The sequence below is a fragment of the Herbaspirillum sp. NPDC087042 genome, from assembly GCF_044745245.1.
In the GTDB taxonomy this organism is placed as follows: domain Bacteria; phylum Pseudomonadota; class Gammaproteobacteria; order Burkholderiales; family Burkholderiaceae_D; genus Herbaspirillum.
The window spans coordinates 396,040-413,845 of sequence record NZ_JBIUZW010000001.1 but is presented as its reverse complement, the minus strand read 5'-3'; the positions used below and the strand labels follow the sequence as shown (position 1 = coordinate 413,845).

The 17,806-nt window shown below is 62.6% G+C and carries 15 protein-coding genes; 9 read left to right on the top strand and 6 right to left on the bottom strand.

What is annotated here, in order from left to right; translation table 11 throughout:
* Positions 1–57 precede the first annotated feature (57 nt).
* Positions 58–2,286, bottom strand: a complete 2,229-nt coding sequence (locus ACIPHN_RS01825) for an NADP-dependent isocitrate dehydrogenase (RefSeq protein ID WP_400431890.1) — start codon at positions 2,284–2,286, stop codon at positions 58–60.
* A gap of 337 nt (positions 2,287–2,623) precedes the next feature.
* Here ACIPHN_RS01825 and ACIPHN_RS01820 point away from each other — a divergent pair, with 337 nt between their 5' ends.
* The gene (locus ACIPHN_RS01820) at positions 2,624–2,926 is read left to right on the top strand and encodes a type II toxin-antitoxin system MqsR family toxin (RefSeq protein ID WP_400431887.1); all 303 of its coding nucleotides are present in this window, start codon (positions 2,624–2,626) and stop codon (positions 2,924–2,926) included.
* A 1-nt stretch (position 2,927) separates the two neighbouring features.
* Positions 2,928–3,329, top strand: a complete 402-nt coding sequence (locus tag ACIPHN_RS01815) for a type II toxin-antitoxin system MqsA family antitoxin (protein ID WP_400431884.1) — start codon at positions 2,928–2,930, stop codon at positions 3,327–3,329.
* Positions 3,330–3,411: 82 nt separating this feature from the next.
* Here the strand turns inward: ACIPHN_RS01815 and ACIPHN_RS01810 are convergent, their stop codons facing one another.
* Positions 3,412–4,698, bottom strand: coding sequence for an MFS transporter (locus ACIPHN_RS01810; RefSeq protein WP_400431881.1), 1,287 nt, complete (start codon positions 4,696–4,698; stop codon positions 3,412–3,414).
* A 356-nt stretch (positions 4,699–5,054) separates the two neighbouring features.
* On the opposite strand from ACIPHN_RS01810, the gene ACIPHN_RS01805 reads away from it, so the two are divergent.
* Positions 5,055–6,047: a 2-hydroxyacid dehydrogenase gene (locus tag ACIPHN_RS01805; RefSeq protein WP_400431879.1), complete on the top strand. Its 993-nt coding sequence runs from the start codon at positions 5,055–5,057 to the stop codon at positions 6,045–6,047.
* A gap of 5 nt (positions 6,048–6,052) precedes the next feature.
* On the opposite strand, the gene ACIPHN_RS01800 is transcribed toward ACIPHN_RS01805, so the two are convergent.
* The 3 genes from ACIPHN_RS01800 to hmpA all read right to left on the bottom strand — a co-directional run bounded on the left by ACIPHN_RS01800 (position 6,053) and on the right by hmpA (position 8,234).
* The gene (locus tag ACIPHN_RS01800) at positions 6,053–6,409 is read right to left on the bottom strand and encodes a hypothetical protein (protein WP_400431876.1); all 357 of its coding nucleotides are present in this window, start codon (positions 6,407–6,409) and stop codon (positions 6,053–6,055) included.
* A gap of 181 nt (positions 6,410–6,590) precedes the next feature.
* Positions 6,591–6,998: a hemerythrin domain-containing protein gene (locus ACIPHN_RS01795; RefSeq protein ID WP_400431873.1), complete on the bottom strand. Its 408-nt coding sequence runs from the start codon at positions 6,996–6,998 to the stop codon at positions 6,591–6,593.
* Positions 6,999–7,040: 42 nt separating this feature from the next.
* The gene (gene hmpA, locus ACIPHN_RS01790; protein ID WP_400431870.1) at positions 7,041–8,234 is read right to left on the bottom strand and encodes an NO-inducible flavohemoprotein; all 1,194 of its coding nucleotides are present in this window, start codon (positions 8,232–8,234) and stop codon (positions 7,041–7,043) included.
* Between the two features lie 170 nt (positions 8,235–8,404).
* On the opposite strand from hmpA, the gene norR reads away from it, so the two are divergent.
* Positions 8,405–9,976 carry a nitric oxide reductase transcriptional regulator NorR gene (norR, locus tag ACIPHN_RS01785; protein WP_400431867.1) on the top strand — a complete coding sequence of 524 codons (1,572 nt, stop codon included), beginning with the start codon at positions 8,405–8,407 and terminating at the stop codon, positions 9,974–9,976.
* Positions 9,977–10,016: 40 nt separating this feature from the next.
* Here the strand turns inward: norR and ACIPHN_RS01780 are convergent, their stop codons facing one another.
* Complete coding sequence (locus tag ACIPHN_RS01780) at positions 10,017–10,208, bottom strand: hypothetical protein (protein WP_400431864.1); 192 nt, start codon at positions 10,206–10,208, stop codon at positions 10,017–10,019.
* Between the two features lie 917 nt (positions 10,209–11,125).
* On the opposite strand from ACIPHN_RS01780, the gene pgi reads away from it, so the two are divergent.
* The 5 genes from pgi to ACIPHN_RS01755 all read left to right on the top strand — a co-directional run bounded on the left by pgi (position 11,126) and on the right by ACIPHN_RS01755 (position 17,470).
* On the top strand, positions 11,126–12,829 hold the full coding sequence (pgi, locus tag ACIPHN_RS01775; RefSeq protein WP_400431861.1) for a glucose-6-phosphate isomerase: 1,704 nt from the start codon (positions 11,126–11,128) through the stop codon (positions 12,827–12,829).
* Between the two features lie 338 nt (positions 12,830–13,167).
* The gene (locus tag ACIPHN_RS01770; RefSeq protein ID WP_400431858.1) at positions 13,168–14,772 is read left to right on the top strand and encodes an ATP-binding protein; all 1,605 of its coding nucleotides are present in this window, start codon (positions 13,168–13,170) and stop codon (positions 14,770–14,772) included.
* Between the two features lie 46 nt (positions 14,773–14,818).
* Positions 14,819–15,283, top strand: coding sequence for a response regulator (locus ACIPHN_RS01765; protein WP_400431855.1), 465 nt, complete (start codon positions 14,819–14,821; stop codon positions 15,281–15,283).
* On the top strand, positions 15,280–16,413 hold the full coding sequence (locus ACIPHN_RS01760) for an ATP-binding protein (protein WP_400431852.1): 1,134 nt from the start codon (positions 15,280–15,282) through the stop codon (positions 16,411–16,413). Before ACIPHN_RS01765 ends, ACIPHN_RS01760 begins: the two co-directional genes overlap by 4 nt.
* 661 nt (positions 16,414–17,074) lie before the next feature.
* On the top strand, positions 17,075–17,470 hold the full coding sequence (locus tag ACIPHN_RS01755) for a hypothetical protein (RefSeq protein WP_400431850.1): 396 nt from the start codon (positions 17,075–17,077) through the stop codon (positions 17,468–17,470).
* Positions 17,471–17,806: the final 336 nt, after the last annotated feature.

Below are 17,806 nucleotides of genomic sequence, written 5' to 3'. Positions count from 1 at the left end.
CTTGGTTTTTCCTGCAGCGACCCGGTGTGGCTCAGGCCGCTATGGCGTCATCACTGATCAGATGGCTTCCAGCGCCTTGTTCAGCGTGGCGCTAGGACGCATCACGGCGAAGGTCTTTTCGCGATTCGGCAGGTAGTAGCCACCGATGTCGACTTCCTTGCCTTGCACCGCGTTGAGTTCGGCGACGATGGCCTGCTCGTTCTCGGTCAGGGCCTTGGCCAGTGCGGCGAATTGCTTGGCCAGCTCGGCGTCGTCCTTCTGTGCGGCCAGTTCCTGGGCCCAGTACATGGCCAGGTAGAAGTGGCTGCCACGGTTGTCCAGCTCACCGGTCTTGGGCGAGGGCGACTTGTTGTTGTCCAGCAGCTTGCCAGTGGCAGCGTCCAGGGTCTTGGCCAGGATCTTGGCGCGGGCATTGTTGTTCTTGATGCCCACTTCTTCGATCGACACGGCCAGGGCCAGGAACTCACCCAGCGAATCCCAGCGCAGGTGGTTTTCGCCGACCAGCTGTTGCACGTGCTTGGGGGCGGAGCCGCCGGCACCGGTTTCGAACATGCCGCCACCGGCCATCAGCGGGACGATCGACAGCATCTTGGCCGAGGTGCCCAGTTCCATGATGGGGAACAGGTCGGTCAGGTAGTCGCGCAGGATGTTGCCGGTCACCGAGATGGTGTCCTGGCCACGGATGACGCGTTCCAGGGTGTAACGCATGGCGCGCACTTGCGACATGATCTGGATGTCGGCGCCGGTGAGGTCATGATCCTTCAGGTAGGTATTGACCTTCTTGATCAGCTCGGCTTCGTGCGGACGGTACGGGTCCAGCCAGAAGACTGCCGGCATACCCGACAGGCGGGCGCGGGTGACGGCCAGCTTGACCCAGTCACGCACGGCCGGGTCCTTGACCTGGCACATGCGCCAGATATCGCCTTCTTCGACGTTCTGCTCCAGCAGCACCTGACCATCCAGGGTGACGATGCGGGCCACGCCGGCCTGGGCGATTTCGAAGGTCTTGTCGTGCGAACCGTATTCCTCGGCCTTTTGAGCCATCAGGCCGACGTTGGGGACGGTACCCATGGTGGTCGGGTCGAAGGCGCCGTTGGTCTTGCAGAAGTTGATCATCTCCTGGTAGATACGGGCGAAGGTCGATTCCGGCAGCAGGGCCTTGGTGTCTTCGGTCTTGCCAGCGGCGTTCCACATCTTGCCGCCTGCGCGGATCATGGCCGGCATGGACGCGTCGACGATCACGTCGTTGGGCGCGTGCAGGTTGGTGATGCCCTTGGCGGAGTCGACCATGGCCAGGCGCGGACGCTTGGCTTCGTCAGCCTTCAGGTCGGCCAGCACTTCAGCCTTCTTGGCTTCGGGCAGGGTGTTGATCTTTTCGTAGACGCCGGACATGCCGTTGTTCGGGTTCACGCCGATGTCGGCGAACAGGGCAGCGTGCTTGGCGAAAGTGTCCTTGTAGTAGGTACGCACGGCGTGGCCGAAGACGATGGGGTGAGAGACCTTCATCATGGTGGCCTTGACGTGCACCGACAGCAGCAGGTTGGTGTCGAAGGCATCCTGCATCTGTTCTTCGTAGTAGGCACACAGGGCCTTCTTGCTCATGAACATGCTGTCGATGATTTCACCGGCCTGCAGGGAAACCTTGGACTTCAGGACGATGGTTTCGCCGGACTTGGTGACCAGGTCCATCTTGACGTCGACGGCCTTGTCCAGGGTCAGGCTCTTTTCGCCGGCGTAGAAGTCGCCGCCATGCATGTGCGCCACGTGGGTGCGCGAGGCCATGGACCACTTGGACATCGAGTGCGGGTGCTTGCGGGCGTAGTTCTTGACGGCGTTGGGTGCGCGACGGTCGGAGTTGCCTTCACGCAGGACCGGGTTCACGGCGCTGCCGGTGACCTTGGCGTAGCGCTTCTGCAGGGCCTTTTCTTCGTCGTTGGACGGGTTTTCCGGATAGTCGGGCAGCTTGTAGCCACGTGCCTGCAGTTCGCGGATGGCCGCTTGCAGCTGCAGGATGGAGGCGCTGATGTTGGGCAGCTTGATGATGTTGGCGTCCGGGCTCTGGGTCAGTGCGCCCAGTGCGGCCAGGTTGTCGGGGACTTTCTGGTCATCGGTGAGGAACTCGGGGAATTCCGCCAGGATACGCGCGGCCACCGAAATATCGCTTTCGACGACGTCGATGCCAGCCGGGGCGGTGAACTTCTTGACGATGGGCAGCAGCGAGTGGGTCGCCAGATAGGGTGCCTCGTCGGTCAGCGTATAGATGATGGTCGGGTTGCCAGTAGTCACGATGATGTCCTTGCGTTGGTGTGTTGATATGCGTTGGTGCGATCCGCGCGGTGCCGGATGGGCTGCCCATGCTCTGACGGCCTGGGTATTTCCCATCTCCTTGTCGGCTTGCTGCGCGGAAACTCGTCTCCGGTGGCGACATCCCGGCGTACTGGTGCCTGGAGGCCGCGGCAAAAAACAGCGGTAGTTTACTCCTAAGCGGGCGGAAAAGCTTCAACTCTTATATAAGAGTTGAAGAAATTTTTATGTTGGCCTTGATCTTGGCCTTGCCAGTTTGCCATTGCAGGGTGCGTTATTTAACCTTTTAGGTTTAAAAACCTCTTAGGTTACAATCGCCATGGAAAAAGCAACGCCGCATTGTCGGCTCAGCGTCGTCAGGTCGTTGATCCAGGCCGGCCGGGTCAGGGCCACCATGACGGCCTACCAGGGAGCGCGTGCGCTGGGCATTGATGACCTGGACGGAATGTGCCAGGTCGTCCTCAGGCTGGCACCGCGTGACTTCCACAAAAGCATGACCACACATGCTGATCATCGCCTGTGGCAGGACGTCTATCGCACCCGGCTGCTTAGTGGCCGGATGGTCTATCTGAAACTGACGGTCATCGACGACCTGCTTGTCGTGTCCTTCAAGGAGCTATGAAATGCAATGTCCAAGCTGTGGTGCGGCCGGATTGGTCCGTGATACGCGTGACCTGCCTTATACCTATAAAGGGCAGGTAACGATCATCGAGGCGGTCACGGGTGACTACTGTCCCGCGTGCGGCGAAGTCCTGCTCAACCGGGAGCATGGCGACCGCTATAGCGAGCGGATCGGACGCTTCCAGCGTCAGGTGAATGCTGCCTACGTCGATCCCGACTACATTGCCCGGGTGCGCCGCAAGCTCGACCTGGATCAGCGGCAGGCGGCCGAATTGTTCGGTGGCGGTGTGAACGCCTTCTCTCGCTACGAAAATGGCAAGACCAAGCCGCCGCTGGCGCTGGTCAAGCTGTTGCGCTTGCTGGACCGGCATCCCGACCTGCTGGAGGAGATCCGGACGGCCTGATGCGCGTAGGCGTGCAGCGCCGCCAATAAAAAAGGGCCGCTTGCGCGGCCCGTCCAATAGCTAGTGCAGGTAAATCGCCGTATCAGGCAGCGGCCGCCTGGCGCGCCGCCTTGTTGCGATACAGGATCAGGGTGGCGATCAGACCGCACACGGCAGCAATGCTCATCCAGATACCAGGCGCTGCCTTGTCGTGGGTGTACTCGATCAGGCCGGTGGCAATGGCCGGGGTGAAGCCGCCGAACACCGCGGTGGCCAGGCTGTAGGCCAGCGAGAAGCCTGCGGTACGCACATCGGCCGGCATCACTTCGGTCAGCGCGACCACCATGGCGCCGTTGTAGCTGGCGTACAGGAAGGACAGCCACAGTTCCACGATCAGCATCTTGGAGAAGCTGGCATCATGCACCAGCCAGTTCACGGCCGGGTAGGCAGTCAGGATGGTCAGCACGGTGAACACCACCAGGATGGGGCGACGACCGATGCGGTCCGACAGCGCGCCCATGATGGGCAGCCAGATGAAGTTGGACAGGCCCACGCACAGCGTCACGATCAGGCTGGCTTCGGTGGACAGCTTCAACACGTTCTTGCCGAAGGTCGGGGTGTAGACCGTGATCAGGTAGAAGGACACGGTGGTCATCGACACCAGCATCATGCCGGCGATCACCAGCTTCCAGTTGTCGATCATCGAGCGGAAGATCTGGCCGGTGGTCGGGCGATGCTTGCGACGCATGAACTCTTCGGTTTCCTGCAGCGAGCGACGGATCACGAACAGCACCGGCACGATCATGCAGCCGATGAAGAAGGGCACGCGCCAGCCCCAGTCACCGACCTGCGCCGGTGTCAGCGAAGTCGACAGTACATAGCCGATGGCCGCTGCCACGATGATGGCCACCTGCTGGCTGGCCGACTGCCAGCTCACATAGAAGCCCTTGTTGCCCGGGGTCGCCATTTCGGCCAGGTAGACCGAGACGCCGCCCAGTTCCACGCCCGCCGAGAAGCCCTGCAGCAGGCGACCGATCAGCACCAGCATCGGTGCCAGCGCGCCGATGGTGGCGTAGGAGGGGACGAAGGCGATCAGCATGGTACCCAGTGCCATCAGCGCCAGGGTCACGATCAGGCCCTGGCGACGACCGACGCGGTCGACGTAGGCGCCCAGGATGATGGCACCCAGCGGACGCATCAGGAAGCCGGCGCCGAAGGTCATGAAGGTCAGCATCAGCGAGGCAAACTCGTTATCGCTGGGGAAGAAGGCCTTCGAGATATGGGTCGCGTAGAAACCGAACAGGAAGAAATCGAACATTTCCATGAAGTTGCCGCTGGTCACGCGCAGCACAGTGGAAAACTTCGATTGCGAAGAAGTGGATGTACTCATGGTATGTGCCTCATTTATGGTGTGGGCGGACCGTGTTGATTCCGGTCTTGCGCCTGTCTCGTCCAGCCGGTCAGGCAGGTTGTGTCAGGATCTTTTTTGTTGGACAGCTATTGCGCCGCCGATTCTATCCCCGAATTCCGGCATGTGGACAGGTCGGAGGGGGCCGTGATGCAGATTTCGGTTTTTTCGATAGCTGGATGAAAGCTTCAGAAGGAAAATCGTCCGAAAAAGCAGCATTGGTGCTGCCAGATGCGTTGCGTCAATGCGCACCCGGCGCAATCATGGTGCAATGCCGCATCGATGCTGTCGGCATCCTCAACGCTTCGCAACATTTCGCAACGATCGGAAAGGTATTCATGAAAACTGCCGTCTTCAGTGCCCGTCGCTACGACCAGACCCTGCTGGCCCGCGCCAATGCCCGCGGCGCCCACGAACTGGTGTTCCTGCAGGATCGTCTCGATATCAATACCGCCCAGCTGGCCGCCGGCTGCGAGGCGGTGGCTGCCTTCGTCAACGACGACCTCGGCGCGCCGGTGCTGGAACGCCTCTCGGCCCTGGGCGTGCGCTTCGTGACCACGCGTTCGACCGGCTTCAACCATATCGACATCCAGGCAGCACGACGACTGGGTCTCGCGGTGGCGCGCGTGGCCGATTACTCGCCGTATTCGGTGGCCGAGTTTGCCGTGGGCCTGCTGCAGGCGGTCAACCGCAAGATCGCCCGCGCCAGCATGCGCACCCGCGAAGGCAACTTCGAGCTCGATGGCCTGATGGGCTTCGATTTGCATGGCAAGACCGTGGGCGTCATCGGCACCGGCAAGATCGGTACGCTCTTTGCCCGCATCATGGCCGGCTTCGGCTGCGAGATCCTGGGCAGCGACGTGCATCGCAATCCCGATTTCGAGGCGCTGGGTGGACGCTACGTGAGCCATGCCGAGCTGTTCGCCGCCAGCGACGTGATTTCCCTGCACTGTCCGTTGACCGAGGGCACGCGCTATATCGTCAACGCACAGACACTGGCCAGCGCCAAGCCCGGCTGCATCCTGGTCAACACCAGTCGCGGCGGCCTGGTCGATACCGAGGCCGCCATCGTGGCTCTCAAGAGTGGTCGCCTGCGCGGCCTGGCCATCGATGTCTATGAACAGGAAGCCAGCCTGTTCTTCCAGGACCTGTCCTCGACCATCATCACCGATGATGTGATCCAGCGCCTGGTGTCCTTCCCCAACGTGATCGTGACGGGGCACCAGGCCTTCTTCACCGAGGAAGCCATTGGCCAGATCATGCAGACCACCATCGACAACCTGGATGACTTTGCCGCCGGTGCCAGCCTGGGAGAGCGCCTGGTGGCGTGACCAGATCAGGAGCCCGGGCGGTGGCGGTTGAACAGCGATTCAAGCTGTTCACCGATGCGTGGCAACAGATGCTGGCGTACGCGCTGGATGATCTCGCTGGCATCGGCCTGGCCATAGGTTTCGGCCAGTTGCCGGTGCAGCTCGAAATGCAGATAGAGCAGCCCGCGCAGGCTCTGGAAGGCGGTCGGATGGTCTTCGCCGCAGACCAGGGCATTGTTGTTGAGTACGTTGTCGAGCACGCCGGGATCGAACAGGCGGACCTGGCAGATCACCGCATGACGCACGATTTCCATGTCCAGGGCTTCCAGCTCCTGGGTCAGCTCATCGGGAGTGTGGCGCTCGGCGCCCAGTTTTTCGCTCATGATGGTCTTTCGGCGGAAGAGGGGGGAGTACAGCTTAACCTCAGATTAGCATTTGCTGCAGCGCCGAAAGTTGTTGAAGGTCAATTTAATCCAGTTGAATCAAGCACTTTTGTTAATTCATTGTGAAAGAGTGCAAAAAACTGTTGCAGGGCAGCGAAGCCAGGCTCCGCTGCCCCGTGGCTCAGGCTGCTTCGACCATCGGATAGAACTCGCGGTTTTCACGCACGATGCGCTCGAACAGCATCTTCAGGACCCGATTGGCCTCGGTCCGGAAATGTTCGGGTTGCTCGGCGATGCGCTGGGCATCATTCCATTGGCGGGAGAACTGGCCGTACTCGGTCGAGATGCTGGTCATCTCTTCCTGGTACTGGCGCGCCTTGGTCGCCAGCGTTGCATCGGCCTGCTGTAGGGCCGGATAGAGGAAGCGATCCTCCACCGACAGATGCAGCTTGATGACCGAGCTCATGGCGATCACCACGCGGGCGATGGCCGCCGCCTGCGCGGCGATGCCCTGCGCTGACAACGCCTTGAGTTGTTGCACGTGATCGAGGATGTCCGCGTGTTCGCGGCGGTACTTGTCTAGATTCATTGCGATTCCTGATGCCTTGTGATGACGAAGATGCTGCCTGGATCACTCCAGTGCCGCGGCCGGGCCGAAGAACTCGTAACGGCTTTGCGCAGACGGCACGCCGAGTTCGCCGAGATAGCGCTTGATGGCCTTCATGAAGGGCTTGGGGCCGACGAAGTAGGCGTCCACGTCGCTGCTCTTGGGCAGCCACTGCTGCAGGCGGGCACGGTCGATGAAGCCGGTGGCTTGCGGTGCCGGATCACCCGCGCGCGGCTGCTCGTAGCAGAAATGGACCTGCAGCTGCGGATTGTGCGCGGCCAGTTCTTCCACCTGCTGGCGGAAGGCATGCACGCCGCCGTGGCGCGCCGCATGAATAAAGTGCACCGGACGGCCGCTGGGCAGTGCCGCGGCCAGCATGGTCATCATCGGCGTGATGCCGACGCCGCCGCTGATCAGCACCAGGGGCTTGTCACCCTCGGTCAAGGTGAATTCGCCAGCAGGCGGGAACAGCTCGACCACCGATCCGACCTGGATCTGGTCATGCAGTTGGCGCGACACCTTGCCCTCTGCTTCACGCTTGACGCTGATGCGGTACTGCGGTGCCTGTCCCGGCTGGCGCAACAAGGCCGACAACGAATACTGGCGACGTTGTTCCTCGCCACCGACCACCATGCGCATGCCGATATACTGGCCCGGGGTGAAGTCCAGCAACTCGCCGCCATCCTGCGGGGCGAAGTAGAAGGAGGTGATTTCATCGCTCTCGGCCACCTTGCGCGTGACCACGAAATTGCGGGCACCGCGCCAGCCGCCCGGGGCCTGGGCCAGGTCTTCATATTGCTGGCGCTCGGCACCGATGAGGATGTCGGCGAGCTGGCCATAGGCCGCTGCCCAGGCATCGATGACGGCATCGGTGGCGATCTCGGCGCCCAGCACTTCGCGGATGGCGCGCAGCAGGCAGTCGCCCACCATCGGGTAGTGTTCCGGCAGGACCTGCACGGCGACGTGCTTGTTGATGATCTGTGCGGCCAGCGGACCCAGTGCTTCCAGGCGATCGATATGGCGGGCATACATCAGTACGCCGTTGGCCAGTGCGCGCGGCTGGTCGCCGCTGGCCTGGTGGGCGCGATTGAACAGCGGACGCACTTGCGGGTAGTCGCGCATGAGCAGCTTGTAGAAATGCGTGGTCAAGGCTTCGCCGCCGGACTCCAGCAGGGGAACGGTGGATTTGACAATGGCGAGTTGGGCATCGGTAAGCATGCTAGGCCTTTCAGTGATGGTGGAGTGGATATGCCGGCGGTCCGGTCTACCCTCCGTTATTACAAGAGTCGTGCCATGCCCTGCATCCTTATGAATCAATGACTTGCGTCAGTGTGGAGTCATGTGGACTCGTGTCATAATGACTCCTTATTCTGGGATGGGTAGTCATAATGACCTCAAAAGTGCTGTTGGATGCCTTGCTGCCGCTGGTGGCCGACCTCTCGCGCGAGATCGATGACCGCGAGCGCTATCGACGCCTGCTGCACACCATGCGCACGCTCTTTCCTTGCGATGCGGCGGCCCTGCTGCGCCTGGAAGGCGAGATCCTGGTGCCACTGGCCATTGATGGGCTGGCCGGCGACACGCTGGGTAGACGCTTCCGCGTGGCCGACCACCCGCGTTTCGGCATCCTGTTATCCAATGCCACGCCGACCCGCTTTGCCGCCGACTCGCCCTTGCCTGACCCTTACGATGGCCTGGTCGATGGGCTCAACGACCTCCACTCCGGCCAGCTCGAAGTGCATGACTGCATGGGCTGTGCGCTGGCCGTCAACGGTCGGCCCTGGGGCTTGCTGACTCTCGATGCCCTGGGGCGCGGTCGTTTCGATGGCGTGGACATGGCCTCGTTGCAGGCCTTCGCGGCGCTGGCCGCGGCCACCGTCAACGTGGCCGAGCGCATCAGCGATCTGGCGCAAGCCGGTGAGCAGGCGCGCCAGCGCGCCGAGCTCTACCGGCAAGGGCTGGAAGAGAGCCAGGGCAAGCGCGAGCTGATCGGGCAGAGCCCCGCGCAGCGTCAGCTGATGGAAGAAATCCGCATGGCCGCCCCCAGCGACATGACCGTGCTGGTGGCAGGAGAGACCGGCACCGGCAAGGAGCTGGTCGCGCATGCCCTGCATGCAGCCTCGCCGCGTGCGCACAAGCCTATGGTCAGCCTCAACTGTGCGGCCTTGCCCGACACCCTGGTGGAGAGCGAATTGTTCGGCCATGTGCGGGGTGCCTTCTCGGGCGCGGTGGCGGACCGGCGCGGCAAGTTCGAGATGGCCGATGGCGGTACCCTGTTCCTCGACGAGGTGGGCGAGTTGCCGCTGGCCGTGCAGGCCAAGCTCTTGCGCGTGCTGCAGAGCGGGCAGTTGCAGCGGGTCGGTTCGGACCGCGAACATCGCGTCGATGTGCGTCTGATCGCTGCCACCAATCGCGACCTGGCCGAGGAGGTCAAGCGCGGACATTTCCGGGCCGACTTCTACCATCGGCTCTCGGTCTTCCCGATCCGTGTGCCGCCGTTGCGGGAGCGCGGTCGTGACGTGCTGCTGCTGGCGGGTTATTTCCTGGAGGAGAACCGCGCACGGCTGGGCCTGGCCAGCCTGCGCCTGTCGGCCGATGCGCAGCGTGCGCTGCTGGACTATCCATGGCCGGGCAATATCCGCGAGCTGGAGCACCTGGTGGGACGTAGCGCCCTGCGAGCCCTGGCGGCGCACAAGACACGTCCGGCGATCCTGACGCTGGATGCAGCCGCGCTGGAACTACACGCGGCAGAAGCGGCGACGCAGCCCGGTGCGGCCGTGCCGGAGGAGGGCGAGCCGACGTCGGCAGGGAGTCTGCGCGAGCGGGTCGAGGGGTATGAACGCGGGCTGGTGGAGCAGAGCCTGCAGCGCCATGGCGGCAACTTCGCCGCCACCGCCCGCGAACTGGGGCTGGACCGCGCCAACCTCAACCGGCTGGCGCGGCGGCTGGGCTTGCGCTGAGCGCGGCCAGCTGCGCCGGGGCGGTCAGTTTCGCTACGGATCAGGCCGGAGAAGCCTCGCCGTCGGGTTCGGCCAGCTGACCACGGATGCGGATGGCCGTCAGATGACGCGCCGCAGCGACGTCCTCGTTGACGTGCTGGAGCGCCTGGTCAGGCGCGCCGGCGACGTGCTCCGGCAGGGCCGTGGCGGGGGCACCGAGCGCGCCGTGGGAAGGATGCTTGAGTTGCGACATGATGATCTCCAAGGGATGAAAATGCCGTGTCGGCCCGCCTGCCACCGTCAGCAGGAGCGGGTCGGACGATGAGGGCAGGGTAGCCGTTCTGGTTGCACTGCAACAGGTGGCCCGTGGCTGATTTGCGTGTAGGAATGACGGCAATGCAGCAGTGTCGGCCTGATCCCGCCCGTCTATTGCTGCCTGGCGCAATCCGGCAGCAGGTGCCTGCGCTGTCACCGGAGATTTCGTGATCGTGATGGTCTTGAGCGATTGGGGTGATGGAAGAAACATGGCCAGAGAACAGCAGGCGTGAAGTGCAAAAAGGGCTTTCACGTTTGCCTCCAGGACGTCGCGGAAATGTATCGCGATCCCTTCGCACAATTGCGGACATTGATCTTGGGCGGAGGTTGTACCGGCTGCGTACTGACATTGGTATTGACGCTGGAACTGACCTGTACGGGTGGGTGATTGCGTGGCACCGATACCGGATTCATGAACATGATCATCTCCTCGGACATGGCGGCACAATTGCTCGCCAATGCGTGCAGAGTAGTCCCTGAAAATGCTCAGGGGCTGTCACTTGCTGACCTCCGGAAAGGCAATGCTGGCCAGGGCTGACAGAGGTTTTTCCGGCTTGCCTGATGCTTGTGCCTGACCGTTTGTTGCAAAGCAGCAATTGCCGCTTTTCCTACAGGCAAATGGGCCTCAGTCCTATGTTGGCTGGCGCCGGAGCACCGCTAACATCGCTCAAGCCCTGCATGCCGTCCGGCCCACTGGCTGGGCGTGTAGCGGGTGATTCACGCCACCCGATGTCACCGGAATCAGTGAGCTTGCGCGTATTTCTGATGTTGATGCAGCCTGAAAGAAGTGCTGACGCGCCGCACCAGAAATCCCGCTCTCACACTCCAGAACATCCAGCCCAAGGAGCCCTCCCCATGACGACCTTACCCGCCGCCGATCTGCAGTTGCCGCTGTTCGTGTATGCCCAGAAGGACGACCTGACGGCAAAGAGCGCATGGATCGCGCTGCAGGAACATCATCGCGAGCGCGCCCGCCATTTCCGTCTTGACCGGCTGTTTGCCGCCGATGACAAACGCGGTGAGCGCTTCACTGCCGAAGCGGTGGGGATCTACCTGGACTATTCCAAGAATCTGGTCACCAGCGAGACCATGGCGCTGCTGATGCAGCTGGCGCGCCAGTGCGGTCTGCAGGATCGTATCGACGCCATGTTCCGTGGCGATCGCATCAATCACACCGAGGACCGTTCGGTGCTGCACACGGCCTTGCGCATGCCGGCCCAGGAGCATCTGGTGGTCGATGGCGAGGACGTGGTGGCCCAGGTGCAGGAGGTACTGGGGCGCATGGAAGCCTTTGCCACGCAGGTACGCAATGGCCAGTGGCTGGGCCATACCGGGCGGCCGATCCGCCATGTGGTCAATATCGGCATCGGTGGCTCCGACCTGGGGCCGATGATGGCGCATGAGGCCTTGCGCCATTACAGCCAGCGCGAGCTGTCGCTGCATTTCCTCTCGGATGTGGATGGTGCGGCCTTGCTGGAAACGGTGCGCGAGCTGCCGGCGCAGGAGACCCTGTTCGTGGTCTGTTCCAAGACCTTCACGACCCTGGAAACCATTACCAACGCCAACGCCGCGCGCCAGTGGCTGGTGCAGCAACTGGGCGATGAACAGGCCGTGGCGCGCCACTTCGTGGCGGTGACCACCAATATCGAGGAGGCCAGCCGCTTCGGCATCGATCCGCGCAACATGTTCGGTTTCTGGGACTGGGTCGGTGGACGCTATTCGATGACCAGTGCCATTGGTCTCTCCACCATGATCGCCATCGGGCCGCAGCACTTCCGTGAATTGCTGGCCGGCTTTCATGCAATGGACGAACATTTCCGCAGCACGCCGCTGGAGCGCAACCTGCCGGCCATCCTGGGCATGCTCACGGTGTGGTACACCAATTTCTTTGGCGCGGCCAGTCAGGCGGTGCTGCCTTACAGCCAGTATCTCAAGCGGCTGCCGGCCTACCTGCAGCAGCTGACCATGGAGAGCAATGGCAAGCACATCAGCGTCAACGGCCAGCAGCTTGACTACCAGACCTCGCCGGTCTACTGGGGCGACAATGGCATCAACGGCCAGCATTCGTTCTACCAGATGCTGCATCAGGGGACGCAACTGGTGCCTTGCGATTTCATCGGCTTCTGCCGCCCGCTGGAAGCACTGGGTCAGCAACATGACTGGCTGATGGCCAACATGTTCGCCCAGGGCGAGGCGCTGGCGTTTGGCAAGAATGCCCAGCAGGTGCGCGAGGAAGGGACGCCCGAGGCGCTGGTGCCACATCGCGTCTTCGATGGTAACCGGCCCAGCAACAGCATGCTGCTCGATCGCCTCACGCCCTATAGTCTGGGGTCGCTGGTGGCCCTGTACGAGCACAGCGTCTTTACCCAGGGCGTGATCTGGAATATCGATTCCTTCGACCAATGGGGCGTGGAGCTGGGCAAGCAATTGGCCAAGCGTACGGCGCGCCAGTTGATCGATCACCAGCAGCCCCTGCATCACGACAGTTCTACCAATGCCCTGATCCACCGCTATCGTGCCTGCAACCGTCCGTGGGGGACGCACGCCAGGGCTGCCTGAGCGCACAGAACGCAGGCGACTGCCGTGACACGGACATAGCGCCCGTTCATTTGCTGGACAGACGATGCATGTCGGCCCGGAGACCTTGTGTCTTCGGGCTTTTTTACGTTGTGGGATCAGCAGACGCGGACACCATGGACGCAGTGTGTCTTTGTGAGTTTATAATTGACCGTAATAATTGATTACCAGAAATGCACCCACCGCGATGGTGATCTGCCAGGTCTGCATTTCCGATGCGGTGGCACTATGATGTGCAGCGGTACAGCAATGCCGATAGGGGGCGCTGGGCAGCAGGCAGGGCCGCGCCAGAGAGCAGGCTATCCAGCGGACGAGGGCACATGAAACTACTGACCAAGGGCTTGCTGATCGTTGCCATTCCCAGCCTGTTCGAGGTGCTGCTGCTGGCAAGCTTGTTCAAGTCGCAGGCAGATGCAGCAGAGGCCGAGCGCTGGGCCGCGCATTCGGCGCAGGTGATCAATCAGGCCGCCGAGGTGCGCGAACCCATGCTGGTGGAGTCAGCCCGCATTCGCAATGCCATCCTGCTGGACCAATCCGAGCCGATCGGCCGTCCCGAGATGTGGGCGGACCTGGAGATCAAGGTCGGTGAGCTCGCCCGGCTGGTGTCCGACAATCCTTCGCAGTCGGCGCTGGTGCGCGAGATCCACGCCGCCATCGGTCAATACCGCAGCTGGGCCGACAGTGCCCGCGCCCTGATGCAACGGGGGCAGCGCGATGATCTGGTACGCCAGTTGCGTGATGAACAGGGGCCGCACCGGCTCACCAGTTTCCTGAATCGCCTCAACAGCTTCATCGCCGAAGAACGGCACCTGGGCGTGCTGCGCAACGAGGCAGTGCAGGCGGCGCGGACCTCCCAGACCTGGCTGTTGATCGCCGCCGTGCTCGGCTCCATCGTGACAGCAGGACTGGCCTCGCTGGCCTTCACCCGCAGTATCGGCCGCCGCATCGCCATCCTGACCGACAATGCCCAGCGGCTGGCCGACGGCCAGGTGCTGGCCGCGCGGGTCGGTGGCGACGACGAGATCTGCCAGCTTGACAATGCCCTGCATCGCAGCAGCGAGCGCCTCAACGAGGCTTCGCGGCTGGCGCTGATCTATCGCGCCGAGCTGGAGCACCGCGCCGCCGAACTGGCCGAGGTCAATACCGACCTGCGCCAGCAGACCCAGGACAACGAGATGTTCATCTACAGCGTCTCGCATGACCTGCGCTCGCCATTGGTCAACCTGCAGGGATTCAGCAAGGAAATCACCCATGCCACCCGCGACCTGGTCGGCGAGGTGGAGCGCCTGGACGTGCCGGAAGCGGACAAGTCCAGGCTGCGCACGCTGGTGCAGGACGATATCGATACCTCGCTGCGCTTCATCCAGAATGCGGTCACGCGCTCGGCCGGCATCATCGATGCCATGCTGCGGCTCTCGCGCGTGGGGCGGGTGGAGTTCCAGCCGGTGCTGCTGGATATCAATGCCATTGGCCAGCGCATCATCGCCGCCATGAGCGGCAGCATACGCGCCAAGGGCGCCGTGGTGGAGATCGAACCCGGTCTGCCGGCAGCCTGGGGCGACCCGACGGCCATTGAGCAGGTCTTCGGCAACCTGGTGGGCAATGCGGTCAACTACCTGGATCCCGCGCGCCCCGGCCAGATCACGCTCGGCCTTGCCAAGGGCGAGCAGGCAGCGGCTGAACCGGGACTGGTGACCTTCTTCGTGCGCGACAACGGCCTGGGTATCCCGGCGGCCTACATGGGCAAGATGTTCATCGCCTTCCAGCGCCTGCATGGCAATGCCGCGCCAGGCGAGGGGATCGGCCTGGCGCTGGTCAAGCGCGTGGTGGAGCGGCATGGAGGGCGTATCTGGGTGGAGTCGGTTCAGGGGCAGGGCAGTTGCTTCTTCCTGGCCCTGCAGGCACAGGCGCCGGCCTCATCCTGATAGCAGGCCGGACGGACAATCAATCAAGTGGAGCGGGAAAGACATCATGGCTACTGAGCAGAGCGTCAATATCATCCTGGTCGAAGACGACGACGGCCATGCCGTCCTGGTGGAAAAGAATCTCCGGCGTGCCGGCCTGGTCAATGGCTTCATGCGCTTCAGGGATGGCCAGGAGGCACTGGATCATTTCTTCGAGGGGGGTACCAGTCGCGGTGACCTGCAGCAGGTCGTGGTGCTGCTGGACGTGAATATGCCCCGCGTCAATGGGGTCGAGGTGCTGAAGCGGATGAAGGAGGATGTGAGCACCAGTGCCATTCCCGTCATCATGCTGACCACCACCGACGATCCGCGCGAGATCGGGCGCTGCTACGAGTATGGCTGCAACGTCTACATCACCAAGCCGGTGGAATACGACGACTTCATTGAGGCAGTACGTCGCCTGGGCTTCTTCCTGCAGGTGGTCAAGCTGCCGGTACTGGCGGCGAGCCAGAAGGGAACCGAATCGCAATGACCGCCAGTGCTGCCCATGTTCTGATCCTGGAAGACGATGATGGCCTGCTGGCGCTGGCCAGCCGGGTGTTACGCAAGCATGGCCACCGCGTGACCGCGGTGGCCCAGTCGGAGGCGGCGCGCGAGGCCGTGGCCCTGGAGTTGCCGGACCTGCTCATCGTCGACTACAACCTGCAGGCACTCGATAGCGGCCTGGATTTCTTCAGGGGACTGCGCGCTGAGGGGATCGGCATCCCCGCCATCATGGTCTCGGGGGTGTCGGACGAGTTGCGCATCATCGAAGCCCTGCGCGCTGGCGTGGCCGATGTCTTGCCCAAGACCAGCGATTATCTGGATTACCTGCCCGAGGCGGTCGAGCGCGTGCTGCAGCAGCTGGCGCTGCAACGGCAGGCGGAGCAGGCGACACGCTTGCAGGCCGAGCGCATGATCGGCCTGAAGGATGAGTTCGTGGCGACGCTGTCGCACGAATTGCGCACGCCCCTCAACGCCATCCTCGGCTGGGTGCAATACCTGCTGCGCGACGCATCCGATCCGGAACAGTTGCGCCGCGGCCTGGAGGTCATCGAGCGCAATGCCATTGCACAGTCGCAGATGGTGGAGGAGTTGCTGGACATGAGTCGCATCCTCTCCGGCAAGCTGCGCATGGAGGTGCAACGCATGGACCTGGCGGCCGTGGTGCTGGAGACCATCGGTACGGTGCAGGCGGCTGCGAACGCCAAGGAAATCGGCATCACCACCGACCTGGCCGCTGGCACGCTGATGCTTGGCGATCCGGCGCGCCTGCAGCAGGTGGTATGGAATCTGCTGACCAATGCCATCAAGTTCACGCCGCGACAGGGGCAGGTTTCGGTGACGTTGCACCCGCGGGGTGACGAACTTGAGCTGGTGGTGACCGACAACGGCGAAGGCATCGAACCGGCGTTTCTGGCGCATGTCTTCGAACGCTTCAGCCAGGACAACGATCACGGTATGCGCAACACGGGCGGGCTGGGACTGGGCCTGTCGATTGCACGCCAGCTGGTGGAGTCGCATGGCGGACGCATGCGCGCCGAGAGCGCCGGCCACGGCCAGGGGGCGAGCTTCCATGTCGTCCTGCCCTTGCTGTCGGATGCCGCGTCGCCGTCGCCTTGAGCAGTGGTGATGGCCTCGTATCGGGGTCGCAGCAATCCTTGTCACAGGGAAACGGCGCCGCAGGCAGCACGGGCGTGCCATGTTGTTTGCGTGCGTCAGCATCCCATTTTTTATCGTCAGCAGAGAGGGGCAGAGCGATCCGTCCTGTCTCGCCAGTGCGACCGCTTTCGCTTTGTCCTACACGTTTATCCGGCGGCGTCCGATAGGACTCATCCGTACCCGGTCCTAATATCGCCGTGGAAATCGCCGTCATTGTGCAGCGATCTGGAGGATAGTGGCGCTGCGTGTCGGCAGACCGGAACGGTGCAAGTCCGGTGTCATGCTGCCGGCTGGAAACGTCCGAGGATGATGCGAAGAAAAAACAGGCACTGCGCATGCGATGTGTCCCTCACGCCGCTCTTCCAGTTTTGCGCGTTCGGGATAAAATGAAGTCGTCGGAAAGCGCAGCGTACGGGATAGCACAGGGAGTCAATCAGTATGCTGGCGATGAAGTTCAGGGAAGCAATCGATCGTCGTGCCGGACCCTCCGCGCGGCTTGCGCACCACGCTGGTGATGCGCGCTTGCCTTGCGGGATCAGGTACGGTGCCGTATCTGTCAAGCTTACGTTGCAACCAGCCCGGTGCACGCTGCATGTGCCGGTACTTTGAGCAGGGTAGCCTCATGGACAAGTCTGATTCCGCCCATTCGTCCGAACTCCAGATCGCCATCCAGCAAGGCGACTGGACGGCGTATTGCAACCACATCGGCAACCACATTCCCACCCAGGCCGGGCATGTCCCGGAACCGGACAGGGTCGACGAGCGCGAGGATGATACGCGCGTCGCCTATCCTGATCCAGGCCAGGATGCCGCCGGCCCGCCACTGCATGGCGAAGAAGATATCCTGGCCTACCGGCGCCGCTGCGCGCGTGCCTACATCGGCATGAATGGCCGGCTTGGCGGTCGTGCCTATCATGCCAACGAACCGGTGATCCTGACGCAGGATGCGGTACAGGAACTGGCCGAGCTCAATCGCCTGCTGCGCGAAGAGCGGGCCCAGAAAAAGAAATCCGGTTGAGCGCCGCCATGCGTGAGCCCGGCAATGCGCCGGGTCGCGCGTGTAGGAGAGTGGCGCAACGTCTTGTAGGAAAACAGGAGGCTCCCGCAAAGCCTTGCCAGGACTGATGTTGCCATCGGCACGGTGTTTTTCGCGGGCTGAGACAGGGGGCGTGCCGCGCTACCCGCTTCCCGTATAATCGAGCGCGCCGGTGACCGACCGGTGATGCTTCGCAGGGCTATACCGGTCCCGGAGAGAGCTGCTCTCTTCTGGTGATGCCGGGATGAGGATACGGACGCATACAACAACCATGAACATGCGCAGGCAGGATGGTGCGAGACCGCCATCAACAGACCT

What these genes read in the sequence shown, in the direction of transcription:
- ACIPHN_RS01820 (WP_400431887.1), top strand. Translation starts at nt 2,624, where the DNA reads ATGGAAAAAGCAACGCCGCATTGTCGGCTCAGCGTCGTCAGGTCGTTG.
- ACIPHN_RS01815 (WP_400431884.1), top strand. Translation starts at nt 2,928, where the DNA reads ATGCAATGTCCAAGCTGTGGTGCGGCCGGATTGGTCCGTGATACGCGT.
- ACIPHN_RS01810 (WP_400431881.1), bottom strand. Translation starts at nt 4,698, where the DNA reads ATGAGTACATCCACTTCTTCGCAATCGAAGTTTTCCACTGTGCTGCGC.
- ACIPHN_RS01805 (WP_400431879.1), top strand. Translation starts at nt 5,055, where the DNA reads ATGAAAACTGCCGTCTTCAGTGCCCGTCGCTACGACCAGACCCTGCTG.
- ACIPHN_RS01800 (WP_400431876.1), bottom strand. Translation starts at nt 6,409, where the DNA reads ATGAGCGAAAAACTGGGCGCCGAGCGCCACACTCCCGATGAGCTGACC.
- ACIPHN_RS01795 (WP_400431873.1), bottom strand. Translation starts at nt 6,998, where the DNA reads ATGAATCTAGACAAGTACCGCCGCGAACACGCGGACATCCTCGATCAC.
- hmpA (WP_400431870.1), bottom strand. Translation starts at nt 8,234, where the DNA reads ATGCTTACCGATGCCCAACTCGCCATTGTCAAATCCACCGTTCCCCTG.
- norR (WP_400431867.1), top strand. Translation starts at nt 8,405, where the DNA reads ATGACCTCAAAAGTGCTGTTGGATGCCTTGCTGCCGCTGGTGGCCGAC.
- ACIPHN_RS01780 (WP_400431864.1), bottom strand. Translation starts at nt 10,208, where the DNA reads ATGTCGCAACTCAAGCATCCTTCCCACGGCGCGCTCGGTGCCCCCGCC.
- pgi (WP_400431861.1), top strand. Translation starts at nt 11,126, where the DNA reads ATGACGACCTTACCCGCCGCCGATCTGCAGTTGCCGCTGTTCGTGTAT.
- ACIPHN_RS01770 (WP_400431858.1), top strand. Translation starts at nt 13,168, where the DNA reads ATGAAACTACTGACCAAGGGCTTGCTGATCGTTGCCATTCCCAGCCTG.
- ACIPHN_RS01765 (WP_400431855.1), top strand. Translation starts at nt 14,819, where the DNA reads ATGGCTACTGAGCAGAGCGTCAATATCATCCTGGTCGAAGACGACGAC.
- ACIPHN_RS01760 (WP_400431852.1), top strand. Translation starts at nt 15,280, where the DNA reads ATGACCGCCAGTGCTGCCCATGTTCTGATCCTGGAAGACGATGATGGC.
- ACIPHN_RS01755 (WP_400431850.1), top strand. Translation starts at nt 17,075, where the DNA reads ATGGACAAGTCTGATTCCGCCCATTCGTCCGAACTCCAGATCGCCATC.